Source organism: Nocardia sp. bgisy118, from assembly GCF_057708605.1.
In genome coordinates this window covers 86,447-107,159 of the sequence record NZ_JBYISM010000021.1, presented here as the reverse complement: position 1 = coordinate 107,159, position 20,713 = coordinate 86,447, and the positions used below count along the sequence as shown (strand labels likewise).

The window sequence follows — 20,713 nt, the reverse complement described above, 5'->3', positions numbered from 1 at the left end:
CCGATCTCTGTGCTCCGGAATGGCGCCCGGCATGGCATCGCTCCTTCACCGGATCCCCGGGCCGAACACCCTCGGTCGGGCCTGTTCCGGGAGGAACCGGAGTCTGTCATGATCACCGGATAGAGCCCGATGGAGTGCCCGAACCGTGATCGAAGCAAGTGCGTCGACGCTGAGAGCTCGCGCGCGTCGACACCAGAATAATCCTGGCCATAGGTCGGTCGACGATCGGGGGTTTGCGAGTGGGTGAGGAGACGACGGGCGTCACCGTCGACGCCGAGCAGCTGGCGCAGCGCTACCGGTCACTGGTCGAGCACACGCCGGACGGGATCTGCGTGCACGAGAACGGCGTCATCGTCTACGTCAACCAGGCCACCGTCCGGCTGCTCGACGCGCACAGCGCCGACGAGGTCGTCGGCCAGCCGCTCACCCGCTTCGTGCATCCCGACTCGATCCCGGCGATGCGCGAACGCATCGAACTGCTGACCAGCAAGGGCACCGCCTCCGTGCCGACCGAGATGCTGCTGATGCGCGCCAACGGCGAGACAGTACCGGTCGAGACGGTCTCGGTGCTCACCCCGTGGCACGACCACTTCGCCTACCAGGTGGTCATCCACGATCTGACCGCGCAGCGGGCCGCCGAGGACGCCCAGCGCCGCGCCGAACAGCACTTCACCACGGTGGTCTCCCAGCTGGAGGAGGGCGTGGTCGTCATCGACCGCGGCGGGCGCATCGAGTCGGCGAATCCGGCCGCCCGGCGCATCTTCGGCACCGACGAGCGGCACGACGACATCGTCGGCCGCACCATCGGCGAGCTGCCGATGGTGCTGCTCGACGCCAACGCCCAGCCGCTGCCGCCGAGCAGGCATCCGATGGCGCGCACGCTGGCCACCGGGGAGACGGTCACCGGCTACATCTTCGGCGTCGACCGCAGGGACGGTCAGCGCCGCTGGCTCTCCGGCAGCAGCAGGCTGCTCAACCCCGGCGACCCGGACTCCCCCGCGGTGTCCTCCTTCGCCGACATCACCGAATTCCGCGCCAGCCGACGCCAATTGGAGTACCAGGCGACGCACGACTCGCTGACCGGCCTGGCCAACCGCTCGCTCATCCTGTCCCAGCTGGCGGGCGCGCTGGCCACCAGCGCGGACCTGCCCTACTCGACGGTGCTGTTCATCGATCTCGACGGCTTCAAGTCCATCAACGACACGCTCGGCCACGCCATCGGCGACACCGTGCTGCAGATCGTGGCGCAGCGCCTGCAGCGCGCGCTGCGCGCCGACGACCTGGTCGGGCGGCTCGGCGGCGACGAGTTCCTGGTCCTGCTCTCCGGCCGCGGCCGCCACGTCGACGTGGACGGGCTGGTCCATCGGCTGCGCTCCACCATGTCCGAGCCGATCATCGCGCGCGGGCACCGGATCGCGGTGGACGCCTCCATCGGCGTCACCGAACTCGATCCCGGCGACCGCCGCACACCCGAAGCCGTACTGCACGACGCCGATGTCGCCATGTACCGCGCCAAGCCGCCCCATCGCGACACCGGTGTCGGCAAGGGCCGCACCAACAACACGCACGCGTCCTGAATGAAAGTCACCGCATGATCGTCGAACACGCCCTGCTGCCCGTCCGCCCGGAACTCGCCGCCGCCTTCGAGGCCGCCTTCGCCGAGGCGAGGCCGCTCATCGCGGGGATGCCCGGCTTCCGCTCGCTGTCACTCTCGCGCTGCGTCGAGTCGCCGGGCGTCTACCTGCTGCTGGTGGAATGGGAGCGGCTGAGCGACCACGTCGACGGGTTCCGCGGGTCACCGGAGTACCAGCAGTGGAAGGCGCTGCTGCACCACTTCTACGAACCGTTCCCGGTGGTCGAGCACTTCGAACCGATGCTCACCGACCCCACTTATGGGGCCCCACCTGCGGTTACGGCGGGCGTGCCGAACTCGCAGTAGACTCGACAACTCTGTTTTCCGACGCGCGCACGGGATCGGCGCGCGTTCGCCCCATCGCGGTGACAAGGAGTCCAGTTTGCCCGACCGCCTCGCCCACGACCGTGCCGTCACCGACGGCGCGGTCGCGCGGACCCGCGAAATCGAGAAGGAGCAGGCCTACCTGTCGGTGCTCTACGACCGGCTCGACGGAATGCGCGCATACGCCAAGAACCGGCTGCGCACCGTGTTGCTGGAGACCGGGGGCACCCCGCAGGCGCGCAGCGAGCGCGAGTCGTTCAGCCAGCTGTACTCCGAGGATCTGGCCAAATACGATGCCGCCGAACACGGTCTGTGTTTCGGCCGCATCGATCTCGACGGCGACGAACCGCGCTACATCGGCCGTCTCGGCATTCTGGACGAGAAGGACGACTACGCGACCCTGCTCCTGGACTGGCGCGCGCCCTTGGCCCGCCCGTTCTACCTGGCCACCACCGCCACGCCGGACGGTGTGAGCCGGCGCCGCCACATCCGCACCCGCAACCGCCGGGTCACCGCGGTCAACGACGAATACCTGAACCTGACGGCGGCCGAACAGGCGGGCAGGGTCGAGTCCGACGGCGGCGTCGGCAGCGAGAGCGCCCTGCTCGCGGCGCTCAACGCGGCCCGCACCGGTCACATGAACGACATCGTCGAGACCATCCAGAGCGAGCAGGACGCGATCATCCGCTCCGAGCACAAGAGCGTGCTGGTGGTGCAGGGCGGGCCTGGCACCGGCAAAACCGCCGTGGCACTGCACCGAGCCGCCTACCTGCTCTACACCTACCGCCAGCAGCTGGCCAAGAGCGGCGTGCTGATCATCGGCCCGAACGCGACCTTCCTCGACTACATCGGCCAGGTGCTGCCCTCGCTCGGCGAGACCGGCGTGCTGCTGTCCACCATCGGCAACCTGTACCCAGGAGTGAAGGCGACCCGCGAGGATTCGCTGCGCGCGGGTGAGATCAAGGGCGCGTTGAGCATTCTCGACGTGCTCAAGCAGGCCGTGCGCGACCGGCAGGAGGTGCCCGCCGAACCGGTCCGCCTGAGTTTCGACGGCTATCCGGTGACGCTGGACAAGAAGATCGCGACCAAGGCCCGCGGCCGGGCTCGCTCGTCGCGCCGCCCGCACAACCTGGCCAGGCCGATCTTCGCCAGTTCGGTGATCGACGCGCTCACCGACCAGCTGGCCCAGACCATGGGCGCCGATCTCTCCGGCGGTCCGAGCCTGCTCAGCCGCACCGATCTCGCCGAGATCCGCGACGAGATGAAGTCCGATCCCGGGGTGCAGGCGGCCATCGGGCGGCTCTGGCCGATCCTGACCCCGCAGGAGGTACTGGCCGATCTGCTGGCCGACCCACAGCGGCTGGACCGCGTGGCGGCGAGCCTGTCTCCCGAGGACCGTGCTGAGCTGGTCCGCCCCGACGACGGCGAGTTCAGCGCCGCCGACGCGCCCCTGCTCGACGAGCTGGCCGAGTTGCTCGGCGTCGACGACGCCGAGGAGCGGGAGCGTGCCCGCCGCCGCTGGCGCGCTCAGCTGGCCGAGGCGCAGGACGCGCTGGACATCCTCACCGGCTCGGCGCCGCAGGATCTCGAGGACGAGCTCGACCCCGAGATCCTGATGGCCTACGACCTGATCGACGCGAGCCAGCTGGCCGAGCGCCAGGACGTGCGCGCCAGGCAGACCACCGCCGAACGCGCCGCGGGCGACCGCACCTGGACCTACGGGCACGTCATCGTGGACGAGGCGCAGGAGCTCTCGGAGATGGCGTGGCGCATGGTGATGCGGCGCATTCCGAACCGGTGGATCACCGTGGTCGGCGACGTGGCCCAGACCGGTGACCCGGCGGGCGCGTCGTCCTGGCAGCGGATGCTGGAACCCTATGTGGCGCAACGGTGGAAGCGCACCGAGCTGACGGTGAACTACCGCACCCCGGCCGAGATCATGGCGGTGGCCGCCGAGGTGCTCGCCGTTATCGACCCGGAGGCCAAGGTGCCGCGCTCGGTGCGCGAGTCCGGGAATCCGCCGCGAGCCAAGCGAGTCGGCGCGGCCGAATTGCCCGGCGTGGTGGAGAGTTTGGTGGCCGCGGAGCAGGGACCGGGCACCACCGCGGTGATCGCGCCGCACCCACGGGTTGCCGAGCTGGCCGAACTGGCCGCGGAATCGGTGCGGGTGCTGACGGTGCACGACGTGAAGGGGCTGGAGTTCGACGCGGTGATCCTGGTGGAACCCGCACGGATTCTCGCGGAATCACCGCGCGGGATGAACGACCTGTACGTGGCGCTGACGCGGGCCACCCAGCGGCTCACGGTGGTGCACAGCGAGGACCTGCCCGAGGTGCTGGCGACGCTGGAGCGGTCGGTCCAAGGCTGATCGGCGCGGGCGGGTTTCGCGGGTCGTCGCCGGATCGGGAAGGGCGGCGACCGGCGGACCGCAACGCTTACGGCCTCGGCCGAATGCGCGAAAGCTCCGCATCGCGCCGGAGGGGCGATACGGAGCTCTCGCGAGAATTCCTATCGGACGGTGTGCACGATCAGTACATCCGAGCGGGACTTGCGCGCCACGTCGGAAGGCACCGAGCCGAGCAGGCGACCGGCGAGGGTGTTCAGGCCGCGGTTACCGACGACCAGCAGGTCCGCCTGCGTCTCCTTGATCAGGCCCAGCAGCGACTCCACCGGCTCGCCGACAATGGCGCGCTCGACGATCTCCTTGGCGCCCGCGGCGGCCGCCTTGTCCCTGGCGGTGCGCAGGATCTCGTTGGTGGGGGCGGAGCCGCGCACCTGGTAGGCCTCGTCCTTGAGCACATCGGCCGCGGCCGCGACGTCGCGATCGTCGGTCGGATAGTAGGCGCAGGCCACGATCAGGGTGGCGCCGGCATCGGCGGCCAACGACGCTGCCTTCTCGACGGCTACGTACGACGACTCCGATCCATCGGTACCGACGACAATGGTCCGGTAGGCGGTCATGCCTCCACCTCGCTAGCGCTCGGCGCCGGCCTGGCCGCCTGTGGCGCTGTGTCTTTGGTTCGCTCGCTTCGCTCGCTCACGGTCTTTCCTCCAACTATGCGGGTCGGGTGCCTGCGTCCGGCGTCCCGGCATGTCGGGCACCGGCGCGGCGACTGCGCTCGACCATAGCCGCAATCACGGCGGAAACAGCAGAAATCGCAACACATCACACTCGCCGATGTCGGGCTTTCCGCCCAGCGTTCGCACATCGAATGTCGCAGGGCCTTACCGACCAGCGCGGATTCTATTTCGCGCCGGTAAACCTGTGATACGTCACAACAGCGGTGAACGTTCTTCTGTGCCTGGGATATTCATCACAAGATACCGTTCTCGGCGCGCCGCCGCGCCGCAACGCGGCGCCGCACGGGCGCGGCTACGGCTCTGATGAGCCCTTGACCAGTTGCGTTGCAGCCAGCCACGGTGGGCTCCCCGCCGTGGAGCCGATATCCGTCCGCGGCCCGGCACCTTCCGAATAACGACCGTTTATCGGCCGGATTCACCCGGCGGGCGGGGACGCCGCGACCAAATCGGACGCCGCACGCGAATGCCGCGCGTACTCCAGCGGCGCCATTCCGATCTCCGCGGTGAACTCGTGGGAGAAATGCGCCTGATCGAAATAGCCGAGTTCGACGGCCAGCGCGGCCAAATCCGCGTGCCGCCCGTTGGCGAGCAGTTCCGCGCCGTCCTGCAACCGGTAGCGGCGCAGCACCCACTTCGGCCCCGCGCCGACATAGCGCCGGAACATCCGCTGCAGGGTGCGGACAGGGACGCCGAATCGCTCGGTGACCTGATCCACCCGGGTGAGCGACCGGTCGTGCTCCATGTCGTGCACGATCTGCGTCACCAGCAGGAACGTGGGGTCGTGACCGCCGGCGCACGGCGCGAGGAACTTCTCGACCAGAGCGCGGCGGTCCTCGTCGGACGCGGCGGCGAGCACCCGTTCGGCGAGGTCGGCGGCGTCCGGAAACACCTCGGCGAGCGGCAACGACCGGTCGCGCAGGGACGCGACGTCCAATCCGGTGAAGGCGCCGAACCCGCCCGTCCGAAACCGGGCGCCGAAGGTCATCCCGAGCCCCGCCAGCTCACGGGTGAATTTCGTGGTGCACACGCCGGTGACGAAGCCGCCGGTGCGCTGCTCGGACTGTTCGAAAGTGACGTTCACGCACGGAAAAGGCAGCACCTCCGCGACATACGGAGGGCAGCCGCGCAGATCCCAGCGCACCACCCAGTACCAATCCACGAACTCGCCGACCCCCGGCCCCGCCGCGAGCCGGGCCAGGCTCCGGTGCCGGGACTGCTCCCTCGGGTGCAGAATTCCCTTCTCGCTGTCGGGCGGTGTCCGTCCCTCAGTGGCCATCACGCCTTCTCCTCGACGGGTGTCGCTTTCTTACAAGATCGGGCGCGCCCGCCCTGACAGGGTGGAAGCCATGACGACATCGGTGAATCCCATCCCCTCCGGCTACCACTCGATCACCTGTTTCCTCGCGGTCGCCGACGCGAACAAGGCCATCGAGTTCTACTCCGCGGTCTTCGGCGCGAAGGTGGTCAGCCGCAGCGACCTGCCCGACGGCCAGCCCGCGCACGCCGAACTCGAGATCGGCGATTCGACACTGCAACTCGGTATGCCCATGCCCGCCAACGGGGTCCAGGCCCCGAACGGCGAGTGGGTGCACACCTCGATCGTGCATTACTGCCCCGACGTCGACGCCGTCATCCAGCGCGCGGTCGAGCACGGCGCCCGCAGCGCCGAGGAACCGCAGACCTTCGTCACCGGCGACCGCTTCGGCGTCGTGATCGACCCGTTCGGCCACCGCTGGGCGGTGATGACGCGGGTCGAGGACGTCTCGCGCGAGGAGGCCCAGCGCCGGGTCGACGAGTGGATGGCGACGCAGAGCTGAGGCCACGGCGGACGCCACCGCGACTCAGCTCAGTCCGGCGGCATCCATGCCGCGCAGTTCCTTCTTCAGGTCGGCGATCTCGTCGCGCAGCCTGCCCGCCAGCTCGAATTGGAGTTCGCGGGCCGCGTTCATCATCTGCGCGGTGAGTTCCTTGACCATATCGGCGAGTTCGGCGCGCGGCATCGCCTTGATGTCGCGGCCCTCGTAGACGCCCGCGCTCACCGCGCGGCCCGGCTCGCCCTGGGCGCGGCGGCCGCGGCTGACGTTGCGGCCGGAGCCGCCGACCTCGACCTCGTCGGCCTCGCGGTACACCTGGTCCAGGATGTCGGCGATCTTCTTGCGCAACGGCTTCGGGTCGATGCCCATCTGCTCGTTGTAGGCGACTTGCTTGGCCCGGCGTCGCTCGGTCTCTTCGATCGCGTGGCGCATGGAGTCGGTGACTTTGTCGGCGTACATGTGCACTTCACCGGAGACGTTGCGCGCCGCGCGACCGATGGTCTGGATGAGGCTGGTGCTGCTGCGCAGGAAGCCTTCCTTGTCGGCGTCCAGGATGGCGACGAGGGAGACCTCGGGCAGGTCGAGGCCCTCGCGCAGCAGGTTGATGCCCACCAGCACGTCGTACTCGCCGAGGCGCAGCTGGCGCAGCAGCTCGACGCGGCGCAGCGTGTCGATCTCCGAGTGCAGGTACCGCACCCGCACGCCGAGCCCGAGCAGGTAATCGGTGAGATCCTCGGCCATCTTCTTGGTGAGCGTGGTGACCAGCACCCGCTCGTCGCGGTCGGTGCGCTGCCGGATCTCGTGCACCAAGTCATCGATCTGGCCCTTGGTCGGCTTCACCACCACCTGCGGGTCGACCAGGCCGGTCGGGCGGATGACCTGCTCGACCACCTCGCCGCCCGCCTGCCCCAGTTCGTACGGGCCGGGGGTCGCGGACAGGTAGACCGTCTGCCCGATGCGATCGGCGAATTCCTCCCAGGTCAGCGGGCGGTTGTCGACGGCGGACGGCAGCCGGAAGCCGTATTCCACGAGGTTCCGCTTGCGCGACATGTCGCCCTCGTACATGCCGCCGATCTGCGGCACGGTGACGTGCGACTCGTCGATGACGAGCAGGAAGTCCTCGGGGAAGTAGTCGAGCAGCGTCGCGGGGGCCGATCCGGCCGGGCGGCCGTCGATGTGGCGCGAGTAGTTCTCGATGCCGGAGCAGAATCCGACCTGCCTGATCATCTCCAGGTCGTACTGGGTGCGCATGCGCAGTCGCTGCGCCTCCAGCAGCTTGCCCTGACGCTCCAGCTCGGCGAGGCGCTCCTCGAGCTCCTGTTCGATGTCGCGGGTGGCGCGCTCCATGCGTTCCTGGCCCGCCACATAGTGGGTCGCCGGGAAGATGCGCACCGTGTCCACCTGGCGCACCACGTCACCGGTCAGCGGGTGCAGATAGTAGAGCGCCTCGATCTCGTCGCCGAAGAACTCGATGCGCACCGCGAGCTCCTCGTAGGAGGGGATGATCTCGACGGTGTCGCCGCGTACCCGGAACGAGCCGCGGGTGAAGGCCATGTCGTTGCGGGTGTACTGCACGTCGACCAGAAGCCGAAGCAGCGCGTCGCGGTCGATCTCGGTGCCGACCTCGAGCTGCACCGAGCGGTCCAGGTAGGACTGCGGCGTGCCGAGGCCGTAGATGCACGACACCGAGGCGACCACCACCACGTCGCGCCGGGACAGCAGGCTCGAGGTCGCCGAGTGACGCAGCCGCTCCACGTCGTCGTTGATCGAGCTGTCCTTCTCGATGTAGGTGTCGGTCTGGGCGATGTACGCCTCGGGTTGGTAGTAGTCGTAGTACGAGACGAAGTACTCGACCGCGTTGTGCGGCAACATCTCACGCAGTTCGTTGGCCAGCTGCGCGGCGAGCGTCTTGTTCGGCGCCATCACCAGCGTCGGGCGCTGCAACTTCTCGATGAGCCAGGCCGTGGTGGCCGACTTGCCGGTGCCGGTGGCACCCAGCAGTACGACGTCGCGCTCGCCCACCTTGATCCGGTGCTCCAGTTCCGCGATGGCCGCGGGCTGGTCGCCCGCGGGCCGATGCTCGCTGACCACCTGGAAGCGCCCGTCGGCGCGCTCGATGGCGCCGACGGGACGGAACTCCGAATGCGCGAGGGGCGTCTCTCCCTCGGCGGGAATCTCGGTAGCGAAAGCCATGACAACCAGCGTAGGCGCAGGCACCGACAGATTTCGCGGCTCGGTGACGCGGCAGGCGGGACGGCCCTGCAAGTGGGGCCGAACTCCCCTCCTGCTCGGCCCCACTCCCGGCGGAGCGGAAACCGAACGGAACACTCGTGCCTGGGCCGCCGTCCAGAATATCGACAGCAGCTATCCATTGGCAAATCTTGTAATTTCAATTTTCAATTACCCGCCGACGGCCGACACGGCCGCTGGCGTGCCCCGCTCCACGGAGGCCGCGGACCGCGCCGCCGCCGGACCTGTCACCGATGTCCGAATTGCCCATTCCCGCAGGGTAATTGGGCATCGAACCGCAACTTTTCATGCCGAGCCGAGCCCGCGACCCGGGTGTAACCTGATCTGGCGCTGCACTAGGTAAGGACGTCGCCATGAGCACTTTGCTGCCGCTGTTCGTCGCCGCTCCCGCCGTCACGGGTATCGCCGGATACCTCGCTCGCGATCTGCGAGCGGCCGTGCCGGCCGCCACACCCGCCACGTCCACAGGAACCGCCGCGCCGCCGCCGCACCGGCCGCTGGTGGAGTACTTCAACCTCGCGGAGCTCACCGTCACCGACGCGAAAGGCTTCGTCCGGCCGGTCGAGCGCTTCCAAGTCGAGCCGTGGGGCCTGTACATGGCGCGCATGGTCGACGGGTCTCGTTATCTGCAGTCCTGGCTGCTGCCCGACCTGTCGGTACGGGCGACCGTGATCCACACGCGGGCCGGACAGCACCGCAGCCGCGATTACCTGCTCGATGTCGGCGAGTTCACCAAGATCGCGCCGCGGCGCTGGAAAGCCGTCGATCAGTACCTGGATGTCGTTGTCCGCCATCGTCGTTCGACGCGCCTGCGCGGCGTCGGCGACCTGCTCGCCGCGCACGCGGCGGGCCTGGTGGACACCGCGCAAGCGCACCGCGCTGTCGAGCGGGCCACCGCCGCGCTGGACGGACTCGCGGCGCACGACCACGACGTCGAGCTCTGGCTCGCCGCCCACGACATCACGTTGACCTGGATGTGACCACCGCACTTCTCGCCAGCGCTCGACGGAACGGCCGCGACGGTAGATTCTGACTGCATGACACAGGCACCAGCAGTGAACGTGCACCGACCCAAGGTCGAGTACTTCGACGTCGCGAGCCTGACCAACACGGATCCCAAGGGATACGTGCGGCCGGTCGAGCGCTATCGCGTCGAGCCGTGGGGCCTGTACATGGCGCGTACCGCCGACCACCCGCAGTTCCACTACGTGGAGTCCTGGCTGCTACCCGAACTCGGGCTGCGCACCACCGTTTTCCACTACAACCCGGCCCACCGCCGCGACCAGGACTACTATCTCGACCTCGGCGAATTCACCAGGGTCGAACCGAAGAAGTGGCGGTCGGTCGACCACTATCTCGACATCGTCGTGCGCTCCGAGCGCGAGACCGAGCTCCTCGACGTGGACGAACTGCTCGCCGCGCACGCCGCGGGCCTGATCGGCACGGCCGAGGCGCAGGCCGCCATCCACCACGCAACCGCCGCGATCGACGGGATCGCGGCGCACGGCCACTCCCTCGATCGCTGGCTCGCCACCCACGACATCGAGCTGACCTGGCTCTGACCGCGCAGACCCCGAAACGCCGATCGCCCGGCGGGAGTATTCCCGCCGGGCGATCGCCCTCGACTGTGCGTAATGCCGGTACGCAGCCCGGCAGCGGCGACGCTCAGCCCGCAAGACCGGGGAGCAGCCCGCCGAGTCCGCCGCCGCATCCGCCCGCGCTTCCGGTGCCGCCGCCGCGTTCGGCGACGTTCACCGTCACCGAGCCGCTGATCAGCAGCTGACTGGCCTCCCGTTTGTGCCTGCCCTCCGGCTGTGCCGCGCCGTTTGCGGCGCGCTTGCCCGCCCGTCGCCGGGGACGCGATGCCGAGGTGGCGCGCTCACTTCGAGGAGAAATGCCGGAAATTCTGGGACGGCCGTTCGGTCGGCTGAGACGTGCACCGATCAAGATCGAAAGAATGGCGTCCGCCCATCGGAATCCGATACCGCACCGCGGCATCGATACCAACCAGCCACCCGATATGACGGCCGCCACTCTCCGATCCCGAAGCACGCCTCTCGGTATTCCGAAATATTTCCGGCGAAATCGTCCGAAATGGGTGGTTCGCGCCCAATCGGGCGGGTCAGTCGAGCACCCTCAGGTAGACCCCGTCGAACCACGACTCCTTCACCGCGTAGTACGCCTCCGACGCGGCCTCTCCGGTGAGCCCGCTCGCCTTGGCCTCGGCCTCGCGCTTCACCGCGAGGTACTCCGCACGCGCCGCCGCGTCGCCGCGCAGCCAGTCGCGGAAGGCCAGCGCAAACCGCTGGCCGGGCGACCCGTCCACGCGGATGTGCACGTTGGCGAGACGGCCAGGGTCGGCGTTGCCGTGCAGCCGCTTGGCCCAGCGGGCCAGGTCGGTCCCGTCCGGGTCGCCCTCGGTCGGCTTCGGATTGTCGTGTGCGACAACGGCTTTCACTGGGAACCCGGCCGCGCCCAGCGCGTCGCGCAGCCCGTCGGCCGCCGCGAGATCGGCCACGGTGATCTGCAGATCCAGCACGTCCTTGGCGGGCAGGCCAGGCACCGCCGTGGAACCGATGTGGTCGATGCGGGAGGCCGCGGCGCCACAGGCCACCCACAGTCGCGCGATGAGCCGCTGCGCCTGCGCGGCCCATTCCGGATCGTGCGGCGCCAGCCGCAGCTCCCGCGGACCCGCGGGCGTCCCGGTGCGCAGGTTGCGCTCGAACGGCCTCAGCCGCTCTTCCCACAGCCGGTGCACCGCGGCGTCGATCACGCCGGCGGGGCCGCTGTTGTCCAGCAGGACGTCGGCCACCGCGCGCCGCTGTTCATCCGTCGCCTGCGCCGAAATTCGGGCCCGCGCATCGGATTCCGAAACGCCGCGAAATTCCGCGAGACGGCGAATTCGAGTTTCCGCGTCGACGTCGACGATCACCACCAGATTCATCAACGGCGCCAAGCCGTTTTCCACCAGCAGCGGAATATCCTGCACCACAATGGCGTCCGCCGGGGCCGCCGAAATCAATTCCGCGGTGCGCTTTCCGACGAGCGGGTGGGTAATGGAATTCAGGGTTGCGCGGGCTGCGTCGTCGGCGAACGCGACGGCGGCGAGCGCGGGCCGATCCAGGCTGCCGTCCGCGGCGAGTATGCCGGGGCCGAACGCCTCGACCAAGGCCGCGAACCCCTCGGTGCCCGGTGCGACCACCTCCCTGGCGATCAGGTCGGAATCGATGATCACCCCGCCGCATTCGGCGAGGATCCGCGCCACCGTCGACTTGCCAGCTCCCATGCCTCCGGTGAGGCCGATCCGCAACATCCGTTCAGTTTCGCATCCGCCGCCCCCGGCCGGCCGCCCGCCCGGCCTCGGCTCCCGGGGTGGCGCGCCAATGCCATCGATTACCCACTCGCCCCTCGCATTCCACGCGCGACGGCCCCAATTGCCCGTTCCGTGACGCGGTCGAGACCAATTCGCAACATTTACAGTCGGACCGCACAGCGGCCCGACAAGTTTCCGACACGCCGAGGCAATTACTTCCGCAAAATACTGTGTTCGGCAGTTTCGTTCCGCTAATCTTCGCCGTGGCGATCCAGGCCAATACCAGCAAGCAAAGGAAGACCATTGGGCACCAGAATCAACCAAACGGGTCGCCACCGTTTGGGTATGGCGGGCGGCGTGCACTGCACCCAGATCCCCGCCGTCGCGGCCGCGCTCGCCGAGCACCGCCGTACATGGTTCACCGCACTGATCAGTCCCGCCCGGCACAGTTTCGCGGCCATGCGAAAACGCTCCACCATGGCCACGGCCTACTGGGTACCGGCGACCGCCGGCTGAGCTTGCCAGACGACAGTGGCCCAGCCTCCCGGCTGGGCCATTATCGTGCGCCGGGCACGGCTCAGAGCTGGGCGCTCTCCACGACCGCGGTGAATTCCCGCACCTCGGCACGGAATCGGGCGAGGCCGTCCCGGTCGAGGCCGGTGGCGTCGGCCACTCGCCGCGGGACGTCCCGCGCGCGCTCGAGCAGCGCCGCACCCGCTTCGGTCGGTCGCACCAGCACCGACCGCTCGTCCTCCGCGGAGCGCACCCGGGTGATCAAACCCGTCGTCTCCAACCGTTTCAGCAACGGCGACAACGTCCCCGAGTCGAGGTCGAGCGCCTCGCCCAGCTCTTTCACCGTCACGGTTTCGCGCTCCCACAGCACCAGCATCACCAAGTACTGCGGATAGGTCAGCCCGAGGTCGTCCAACATCGGCCGATAGAGCCGCGTGAGCGCCCGCGAGGCGGCGTACAGCGCGAAGCACACCTGGTTGTCGAGCTGGAGCTCGGTCGTCTGTGTCATGGTCACCACCTCTTTTTCGAAGGTAGTAGCCGATTCAGTGGCCTGCAATTCACCCGGCGCGATCGGGTGCGGGCGCCAAGGCGATCTTGGCGTTGCGCCCGGGGCGTTCGCTGGCGGCCGCCGCCTCGGCCGCACGGTCGAGCGGGTGGACCGCCGCGACCGCCAGTCGCAGTTCGCCGCTCGCGGCCAGCTCCACCAGTTCGCGCAGCACCCGGATGCGCTCGGCGGCGCCGATCTCCTCGGCCCGCTTCGCTCCCCAAAAGCCCTTCACGACGGCTTGTTTGAAGATGAGCGTGCCCGGCGAGAGAGTCCACGGCTGACCGGAGAGCGCACCGAACGAGACCAGCTCGCCGTTCGGCGCGAGCAGCTCGAGCAGGTCCGCGCCCGCGCGTCCGCCGACCTGATCCACGGCGCGCACGATGGGCGCACCCGAGGTGGCCGCGGCTGCCTGTGCGAGCCAGTCGTCGGCCTCGGTGTCGACGACCGGTTCGTAGCCGAGATCACGCAGCGCCCGCACCGACGCCTGGCCGCGCACCAGATTCAGCACCCGCACGCCGCGCCGCCGGGCCAGCAGGTTCATCAGCCGTCCCACCGCGCCGTTCGCGGCGTTGATCACCAGCCAGTCCCCTGCCGCAACGCGCAGATCGTCCAGCAGCACCGCGGCGCTGAACGGCATCGCGAGCAACTGGGCCGCGGTCTCGTCGTCGACCGAGTCGGGCACCGGCAGCGCCTGCGCCGCCTTCGCCACGAAGTACTCGGCCCACACCGCAGTCGCGCCGGAGACCGCCACCCGCTGGCCCACCGCCCGGTCGGTCACGCCCGCGCCGACCGCGTCGATCCGCCCGACGCCTTCGGTGCCCGGGATGGCGGGCAGCGACGGCCGGTAGCCGTAGACGCCGCGGATGATCGCGAGATCGTGGTTGTGAATCGGGGACAGATCCAGGGCGATCCGCACCTCACCGGGTCCCGGTTCGGGCACCGGCCGATCCGCCGTGGTCAGCACGTCCTTCGGCTCTCCGAATTCCTCGATGACGACCGCTCGCATCATGCCTCCTCTGCTCGTTCGACGGCGATACCGCATCCAGAGTAGAACGCAACTGAATTGTGTCCAATCAAATTGGGCGTGCGTTATGTCACGCGCTCGTGACAGGTCCGCAGGCCGTGTCACCCGGGCGCCCGGCGCGGGTGACGCGACCGAAGACCGATCAGTCCGCGGCCGAATCCCCGGCGGCGCGGCGCGCGGTCCACGCGTCGACCACGCCGTTCAGCTGGGCCACCACGGACGCCAGTCCCGACAGATCGCCGCCGATCTGGTAAGACCGCAGTTCGGCGGGCGCGGGCAGTTTCTCGACGATCTGGGGCAGGCTGGCCACCAGGTTCGCCTGGATGCTCGCGTCGTTCTGCGCGTTGGCGGTGGCGACCCGTTCCCGCTCCAACTGCACGATCAGCAGCTCGCCCTCGTGCTCGGCCCGCTGCCGCGCCGTGGTCAGCGCCAGTTCGCCGTCCACCTCCTTGCTCCGCAGCTCTTGGCGCCTGCGCAGGTTCTCGAGCTGTTCGGCGTGCTGTTCGCGTTCCAAGCGCACGGCGTGCAGCGCGGTCTGCTGCGCCAGCTCGGCGACCGCGCGCTCGTCGTCGTGCTCGCGGGTGGTGCGCCGCATCCTCTCCGCCGTCTCGCGATCGAAGCGCTCCGCGTCGTTCCGGTCGCGCAGCTGCGCGAGTTCGCGCTCGTTCTCGATGCGGCGTTCCTCGCTCGACCGCTGCGCGGCGGCCTCCCTGGCCGAAATCGCTTCCTGCGCGGTGAGTTCCGCCAGCCGGGCGACCTGGTTCTGTTCGGTGCGGTAAGGCTTCTGCAGGTTCTCCCACAGCGTCGACGAGCTCACCACCGCCTCCTTGATCTGCACGGTGACGATGCGCAGCCCGAGACCGCGATCGGCGTCGCCGGTCCGCGCGTCGCCGCTACCCTCCGCGACCGCGCGCAACCGGGCGGTGAGTTCCTCGATGATCGGCTGTTTGTCGCTGAGCACATCGCGCACGCCCATCGTGGACACCTTGTCCTTGATGGCCGCCTCGGCCTGTTCGCGCAGCTGAATGTTGACCAGCCGCATGGGATCCTCATCGTCGGAGAAGTCGAGTTTGCGGTACGCGGTGCCGAAATCCTCGATGATCCACTGCACGTAGCCCTGCACCAGCACACCCTGCAATTCCCGGCAGATGCAGTACGCGTTGATCAGGATGGTCTGCATCGCGCCGGGCACCACGAGGTAGGAGTCGGTGGCCGGGTTGTACCGGAACGACACACCGAGCCCGATGTGCAGCGGTTGCGCGCGCCCGCGCCTGGTGTGCACCACGAAAGCGTTGGGCGGCACCAGAACCGTGCGCCACCGCCAGAAGCCGGTGACCCGGACTTCCACCGGTCCCGGCCCCTGCCCCTGCGCGCTCTGGCCGACTCGCTCGGCCCGTTTCGCCAGCGCGCCTCGAGGCAGCGGCGGAGCGCCCGGAGCCTGCGGCGCCGGGGCGGCCGCGGCGAGCGGCTTTCGCGTGCGCAGATCGTCCTCCAGCGCCGCCTGCTGGGCGACGACCTGATCGAGATAAGTGTTCTTGCCCGGATTGCTCCCCATGGCCGGGCACACTACCGGCGAATGCCGCCGCCCCCAACAGCTTTCGCCCGCGCGGAGCCGGGCTCGGCTCGCCGCGGACAGCGCCCTCCGGCGTGCGCTCGCCCACCGCACCGACGCACCGCCGGAAGCTGCGCTGGACCAGCGCCGGGTGCACGTGACCACCCCCACACCTGACAGTCACTTGCAGAAGCCGGTTGTAGGAACTTACAGTTGCAGACAGATCTGATAGTGACTTTCAGGTACTCGACGCCCCCGGAGGGGACATGACGCTACCGACCCTGACCAAGGAGCCGAGCCGCCCCGCCGCCCCGCCGCCGCCGCTGCGCACGCTCGGGCGCTGGGGCGCGACGATGGCGCGGCACCGCAGAATCGTGCTCGGCGTCTGGCTGCTGCTCGCGATACTCGGCGCCGCCGCCTATCCCCTGCTGCACGACCGGCTCGGCGCGCCTGACTACACCGTGCCGGGCTCGGCGTCCAGCGAGGTCGATCGCCTTGCGGCGCAACACTTCGCGCAGTTCGGCGCGGAACAGGAGTTGCTGGTCTTCCACTCCCAGCGCTTCACCGCCGACGCCCCCGAATTCCGCGGCGCCATCGATCGGGCGCTCGTCGCCACGCGCGAGACGTCGGGCGTCACCGGCGCGCTCGGACCGTTCCAAGGCAACGCCGCGGCGCAGATCTCCGCCGACCGGCACACCGCGTTCGGCATCGTCGGCCTCGAGGGCGACATGTCGGAACGGGTCGCCATCGCCACCCGGTTGCAGTCGGCCGTCACGGCGATCTCCGACGCCGACATCCGCGTCGCGGTCACCGGATACGGTGCGGCGCAAGCCGATCTCATGGACATCGAAACCGCCGACATGCAGCGAGCGGAAGCAATCGGCCTGCCGGTCGCCGCCGCCGTACTGGTCTTCGCCCTCGGCGCGGTGGCCGCGGCGACCCTGCCGATCACGATCACCGCCGCGGGCATCGCCCTCGCCGTCGGCGGCCTGTTCGGCCTGACCACCTTCCTGACCTTCGACTCGCTGGTGCTCTCGGTCGCCACCATGATCGCCACCGGCACCGCGATCGACTACGCCATGTTCATCGTCAGCCGGTTCAACGAGGAACTGACCCGGCGCGGGGTGCGAGACCGTTCGGCGCGCGCGGAGATCGATGCCGCGGTCGCCGTCGCGCTGGACACCACCGGGCGGACCGTGCTCGCCTCCGGCCTCATCGTGCTGATCTCGCTGTGTTCGCTGGCCGCCGTGGGTATTCCGATGCTCGACGGCGTCGCGATCGGCGTGGTGACGGCGGTGCTCGCCACACTCGGCGCGGCCGTCACGCTGCTGCCCGCCTTGCTGGCGACTCTCGGGCCCGCCGTGAACCGCGGAGCCTTGCCCGCGCGGTGGCGTCCCGCGGAGACCCGCTCGACCGCGGCGTCGAGCGCGTGGGCGCGCTGGGCGCACCTCGTCATGCGCAGGCCGGTCGTGTTCGGCTTGGTCGGCGTCGCCGTCCTCGCCGTCGCCGCGGCGCCGATCACCGGCATCCGGTACGGCATCGACATGGGTCTCGGTTCGCTCGGCGATCGGCCGAGCGGTGCGGCGACCCGCCTGGTGGAGGACAACTTCGGCCCCGGATTGCTCGCCCCGCTGTCGGTGCTCGCCACCGGGCCCGACGACGGGCCCCTGCTGAGCGCGGCGCAGTCGGAGGTGCGCGCGTTCGCGGACGAGATCTCCCACGACCCGCGCGTCGCGACGGTGCTGCCCCAGCAGTCCGAGGGGCGCATCATGATCGCCGTCGTGCCGCGGGAATCCTTCGACTCCACCGCCGTCTCCGAGCTCACCGACGAGATCCAGTCTCGCGCAGCGGAAGTCGAGGGCGCCGAGGTGCGCGTCGGCGGTACGCCCGCGACCTTCGCCGAGGTCTCCGAACGGATCACCGGCCGCTTTCCCTGGGTGGTCGCCCTGGTGCTCACCATCTCGCTGGCCTTCCTGATCATGGCGTTCCGCAGCATCGTGCTCGCGGTCAAGGCGATCCTGCTGAACCTGCTGGCCACCGGTGCGGCAATGGGCATCACCGTGGCCGTATTCCAGGACGGCATCGGCGAATCCGTGCTCGGTTTCCAGAGCACCGGCTTTCTCCAGGTGTATCTGCCGATGCTGGTGTTCGCGGTGCTCTTCGGCCTCTCGATGGACTACGAGGTGTTCCTCATCCGGCGCATGAAGGAGGCGTGGGACCGTCACCCGGACAACGCCGCCGCGGTCGCCGAGGGATTGCAGCGCACCGCCCGCCCGATCACCGCCGCCGCGGCCATCATGGTCGCCGTGTTCGCGAGCTTCGTGACCGCGGAGGTGTTGGAGCTCAAGCAGATCGGGTTCGCGCTGGCGGTCGCGATCACCATCGACGCCCTTGTGGTGCGGCTGATCCTGGTGCCCGCCTTCATGCGGCTGTTCGGCCGGTGGAACTGGTGGCTGCCGCGGTGGCCTCGCGGCCCGCGTCAGCGGATGATCGCCTCCAGCGCGTCGATGATCGATTCCACCGCCGGGGCGTAGATCTCGCTCAGCCGTCCGGCGAAACCTTCTCCCGCCCAATGGTCGAGGACGGCCACCCCGCCCCAGATCGCGGTGGACGCGGCCATCCGCATCCGCAGATCGTTGGGCTCGCGCCCGCAGCGCTCGGCGAACAGCAGCCGGAACTGTTCCTCCAGCTCGCGCATCTGCCGGGTCTGGCCGTCTCGCACCTCGGGGAACGCGCGCACGTACCGGAGCCGTCGCGCGATGCGGCGTTCGGAGTCCGGGGTGACCAGGGCGGCGATCATCACCGGCACCAAGGGGCGTGCCACCGCGAGAAGCGCTGCGGGACCGAGGGTTTCGCGGTCACCGGCAGTGCGCAGCACCTCCAAGAGCTGCGGGTCGGCCTCGTCGTAGAGGACGAGCATCTCCTTCGTACCGAAATAGCGGTAGACCGAACTCGGCGACACCCCGGCCGCGGCGGCCACCCGCTCGACGGTCACCTCGCGATATCCGTGCTCGTCGAACAGATCCAGCGCCACCCGCTGGATCCGGCTCATGGCCTCGACTCTCCTTCGCTCCCAGACGGTGGCGGGAAGCCGGCCGTGCGTAGCTGTCACAAGCCCACCGCCCGCACCAGATCGAGCATCTCGATGCGGAAAAGCTTTGCCGGGTCCTGCGATTGAGGGCGCAGGTGGCCGTAGACCTCCAGCGCGATCGGGCCGTGCATGCGGCCCCACATGCGCAAGGCCAGGGCAAGCGCGGCGGGCGGCAAGTCGGGGAAGTCGGCGCGCACGTGCTCGACCAGTGCCGGGTCGAAGTCCGACCACGTCGAATCCCCGAGGGTCTGCGCCGCGGCGGCGCGGGGCCACGCGGCCGCGGCGAGTCCGACGAGTCCGTCGCAGGCGCGCAATTCCGCCTCGCGCGCCGGGCCTTCCGGCGGTGGCTGGTAACCAGGCACCGGGTCGCCGTAGATCAACCGGAACCCTTCGGGATTCGCGACGGCCCATTCCCGGACGGCCTCTCCCCAGGCGACGATGCGTCCGCCGGGGTCGTCTTCGGGCACCGTGTCCCGCGCGGCCTCCACCCGGTCGACCAGTCCGGTGTAGACGTCGGAGATGAGGGTGGTGATCAGCTCGTCGCGAGTGGCGAAATAGCCGTACAGCGCGCCCGCGGTCATGCCCATCTCGCGCGCGATGGCGCGCAGCGAGATCGCGTCCGGACCGCCCTCGGCGAGCAGGCGCAACGCGATGGCTTTGATCTCTTCCGTCGCCTCCTGGCGCAATCGTTCCCGACGGCTCTTCACCTCGACCACGGTTGACACTCTACAGCGTTTGACTACTATCGGCCGTGTCGTTACTGAACGGCGTGTAGTAAACGAACAGCGTTTAGAAGGTGGCATCGTGAAGATCGGAATTTTCGGCGCGAGCGGCGTCATCGGCGGCCGGGTGGTTCAGGAAGCACGGCGGCGCGGGCACGACGTGACCGCGTTCGCGCGCGACTCCGCCCGCTTCCCCGCCGACCGGGGCGAGGTGCGCTGGGTGGTGGCGGACTGGCTCGACACCGACAGCATCGCCACGGCCATCGCGGGCCTGGACGTGGTGATCAGCGCGGTGAACGCCGGGCACGGCATCGCCGACACCATCGCCAACGCGAGTGACTTCGTCACTGGCGCGCACGCCATGGTGGGCGCGCTGCAACGGCACCCGGACATCCGGCTGCTCACGGTCGGCGGCGCGGGCAGCCTGGAGGTCGCGCCGGGTCGCCAACTCGTCGACACCGGAACGGAATTCACGCGCATCCTCACCGAGGACCTCGGCGTACCTGCCGAATACCGCGACGTGGTGCTGGCGCTCGGGGACGCGTTGAACGTCTATCGCGTCTCCAACCGCAACTGGACCTACCTCAGCCCGTCGTCGGGCTTGATCCAGCGCGGCGCGCGCACCGGCCGGTACCGCGTGGGCGGAGATCAACTCCTGATCGCCGACACCGACATCTCCGCCGAGGACCTGGCCGTCGCCCTCCTCGACGAAACGGAGAATCCGCGCTTCCCGCAGCGCCGCTTCACCGTCGCCGCCGCCTGAGTCGCGACCGGCGTCGGTCCCCGCGCGGTGGGAAACCACTCCCGCAGCAGATCGGCTGCGGTCTTGCCGCCGCGGCCGAATCCCTC

19 protein-coding genes are annotated in these 20,713 nt (G+C 69.4%); 9 read left to right on the top strand and 10 right to left on the bottom strand.

Translation table 11 applies throughout. The features are described 5' to 3' along the window. Positions 1-239: 239 nt before the first annotated feature. The 3 genes from AC3EO7_RS24420 to AC3EO7_RS24410 all read left to right on the top strand — a co-directional run bounded on the left by AC3EO7_RS24420 (position 240) and on the right by AC3EO7_RS24410 (position 4,325). Positions 240-1,577 (top strand): diguanylate cyclase domain-containing protein, encoded by a 1,338-nt coding sequence (locus AC3EO7_RS24420; RefSeq protein WP_431970730.1) that lies wholly within the window; start codon positions 240-242, stop codon positions 1,575-1,577. A 14-nt stretch (positions 1,578-1,591) separates the two neighbouring features. Continuing rightward, entirely contained in the window at positions 1,592-1,939 is a 348-nt protein-coding gene (locus tag AC3EO7_RS24415; RefSeq protein WP_431970729.1) for an antibiotic biosynthesis monooxygenase family protein, read from the top strand. A gap of 76 nt (positions 1,940-2,015) precedes the next feature. Further along, positions 2,016-4,325, top strand: coding sequence for a HelD family protein (locus AC3EO7_RS24410; RefSeq protein ID WP_435592478.1), 2,310 nt, complete (start codon positions 2,016-2,018; stop codon positions 4,323-4,325). Positions 4,326-4,465: 140 nt separating this feature from the next. Here the strand turns inward: AC3EO7_RS24410 and AC3EO7_RS24405 are convergent, their stop codons facing one another. Beyond that, complete coding sequence (locus tag AC3EO7_RS24405) at positions 4,466-4,918, bottom strand: universal stress protein (RefSeq protein ID WP_435592477.1); 453 nt, start codon at positions 4,916-4,918, stop codon at positions 4,466-4,468. A 535-nt stretch (positions 4,919-5,453) separates the two neighbouring features. Then, on the bottom strand, positions 5,454-6,314 hold the full coding sequence (locus AC3EO7_RS24400; protein WP_435592476.1) for a DUF6597 domain-containing transcriptional factor: 861 nt from the start codon (positions 6,312-6,314) through the stop codon (positions 5,454-5,456). A gap of 70 nt (positions 6,315-6,384) precedes the next feature. On the opposite strand from AC3EO7_RS24400, the gene AC3EO7_RS24395 reads away from it, so the two are divergent. Then, complete coding sequence (locus AC3EO7_RS24395; RefSeq protein WP_435592475.1) at positions 6,385-6,855, top strand: VOC family protein; 471 nt, start codon at positions 6,385-6,387, stop codon at positions 6,853-6,855. A 24-nt stretch (positions 6,856-6,879) separates the two neighbouring features. Here AC3EO7_RS24395 and uvrB read toward each other — a convergent pair whose 3' ends face one another. Next, on the bottom strand, positions 6,880-9,045 hold the full coding sequence (gene uvrB, locus AC3EO7_RS24390; protein WP_435592474.1) for an excinuclease ABC subunit UvrB: 2,166 nt from the start codon (positions 9,043-9,045) through the stop codon (positions 6,880-6,882). A 410-nt stretch (positions 9,046-9,455) separates the two neighbouring features. Between uvrB and AC3EO7_RS24385 the strand changes: the two genes are divergently transcribed. Next, the gene (locus tag AC3EO7_RS24385; protein ID WP_431970723.1) at positions 9,456-10,082 is read left to right on the top strand and encodes a ribonuclease FAU-1 family protein; all 627 of its coding nucleotides are present in this window, start codon (positions 9,456-9,458) and stop codon (positions 10,080-10,082) included. Between the two features lie 57 nt (positions 10,083-10,139). After that, a complete protein-coding gene (locus AC3EO7_RS24380; RefSeq protein ID WP_431970722.1) occupies positions 10,140-10,664 on the top strand; it encodes a ribonuclease FAU-1 family protein in 525 nt (174 codons plus the stop codon). A 103-nt stretch (positions 10,665-10,767) separates the two neighbouring features. On the opposite strand, the gene AC3EO7_RS24375 is transcribed toward AC3EO7_RS24380, so the two are convergent. Then, complete coding sequence (locus tag AC3EO7_RS24375; protein ID WP_431970721.1) at positions 10,768-11,049, bottom strand: hypothetical protein; 282 nt, start codon at positions 11,047-11,049, stop codon at positions 10,768-10,770. A 175-nt stretch (positions 11,050-11,224) separates the two neighbouring features. Next, positions 11,225-12,415 (bottom strand): dephospho-CoA kinase, encoded by a 1,191-nt coding sequence (coaE, locus tag AC3EO7_RS24370; RefSeq protein ID WP_435592473.1) that lies wholly within the window; start codon positions 12,413-12,415, stop codon positions 11,225-11,227. A 303-nt stretch (positions 12,416-12,718) separates the two neighbouring features. Here coaE and AC3EO7_RS24365 point away from each other — a divergent pair, with 303 nt between their 5' ends. Beyond that, on the top strand, positions 12,719-12,931 hold the full coding sequence (locus AC3EO7_RS24365) for a hypothetical protein (RefSeq protein WP_431970829.1): 213 nt from the start codon (positions 12,719-12,721) through the stop codon (positions 12,929-12,931). Positions 12,932-12,992: 61 nt separating this feature from the next. Here the strand turns inward: AC3EO7_RS24365 and AC3EO7_RS24360 are convergent, their stop codons facing one another. The 3 genes from AC3EO7_RS24360 to AC3EO7_RS24350 all read right to left on the bottom strand — a co-directional run bounded on the left by AC3EO7_RS24360 (position 12,993) and on the right by AC3EO7_RS24350 (position 16,054). After that, entirely contained in the window at positions 12,993-13,436 is a 444-nt protein-coding gene (locus tag AC3EO7_RS24360; RefSeq protein ID WP_431970719.1) for a MarR family winged helix-turn-helix transcriptional regulator, read from the bottom strand. Between the two features lie 49 nt (positions 13,437-13,485). Beyond that, positions 13,486-14,481, bottom strand: a complete 996-nt coding sequence (locus AC3EO7_RS24355; protein ID WP_431970718.1) for a zinc-binding dehydrogenase — start codon at positions 14,479-14,481, stop codon at positions 13,486-13,488. 160 nt (positions 14,482-14,641) lie between these two features. Continuing rightward, positions 14,642-16,054, bottom strand: a complete 1,413-nt coding sequence (locus tag AC3EO7_RS24350) for an SPFH domain-containing protein (protein WP_435592472.1) — start codon at positions 16,052-16,054, stop codon at positions 14,642-14,644. Between the two features lie 263 nt (positions 16,055-16,317). Here AC3EO7_RS24350 and AC3EO7_RS24345 point away from each other — a divergent pair, with 263 nt between their 5' ends. After that, complete coding sequence (locus AC3EO7_RS24345; protein WP_435592471.1) at positions 16,318-18,585, top strand: MMPL family transporter; 2,268 nt, start codon at positions 16,318-16,320, stop codon at positions 18,583-18,585. Here the strand turns inward: AC3EO7_RS24345 and AC3EO7_RS24340 are convergent. Beyond that, positions 18,531-19,103, bottom strand: coding sequence for a TetR/AcrR family transcriptional regulator (locus tag AC3EO7_RS24340; RefSeq protein WP_431970715.1), 573 nt, complete (start codon positions 19,101-19,103; stop codon positions 18,531-18,533). The genes AC3EO7_RS24345 and AC3EO7_RS24340 overlap by 55 nt on opposite strands. Before the next feature lie 56 nt (positions 19,104-19,159). Next, the gene (locus AC3EO7_RS24335; protein ID WP_435592470.1) at positions 19,160-19,858 is read right to left on the bottom strand and encodes a TetR/AcrR family transcriptional regulator; all 699 of its coding nucleotides are present in this window, start codon (positions 19,856-19,858) and stop codon (positions 19,160-19,162) included. A gap of 88 nt (positions 19,859-19,946) precedes the next feature. Between AC3EO7_RS24335 and AC3EO7_RS24330 the strand changes: the two genes are divergently transcribed. Continuing rightward, on the top strand, positions 19,947-20,627 hold the full coding sequence (locus AC3EO7_RS24330; protein WP_431970713.1) for an NAD(P)-dependent oxidoreductase: 681 nt from the start codon (positions 19,947-19,949) through the stop codon (positions 20,625-20,627). Positions 20,628-20,713: the final 86 nt, after the last annotated feature.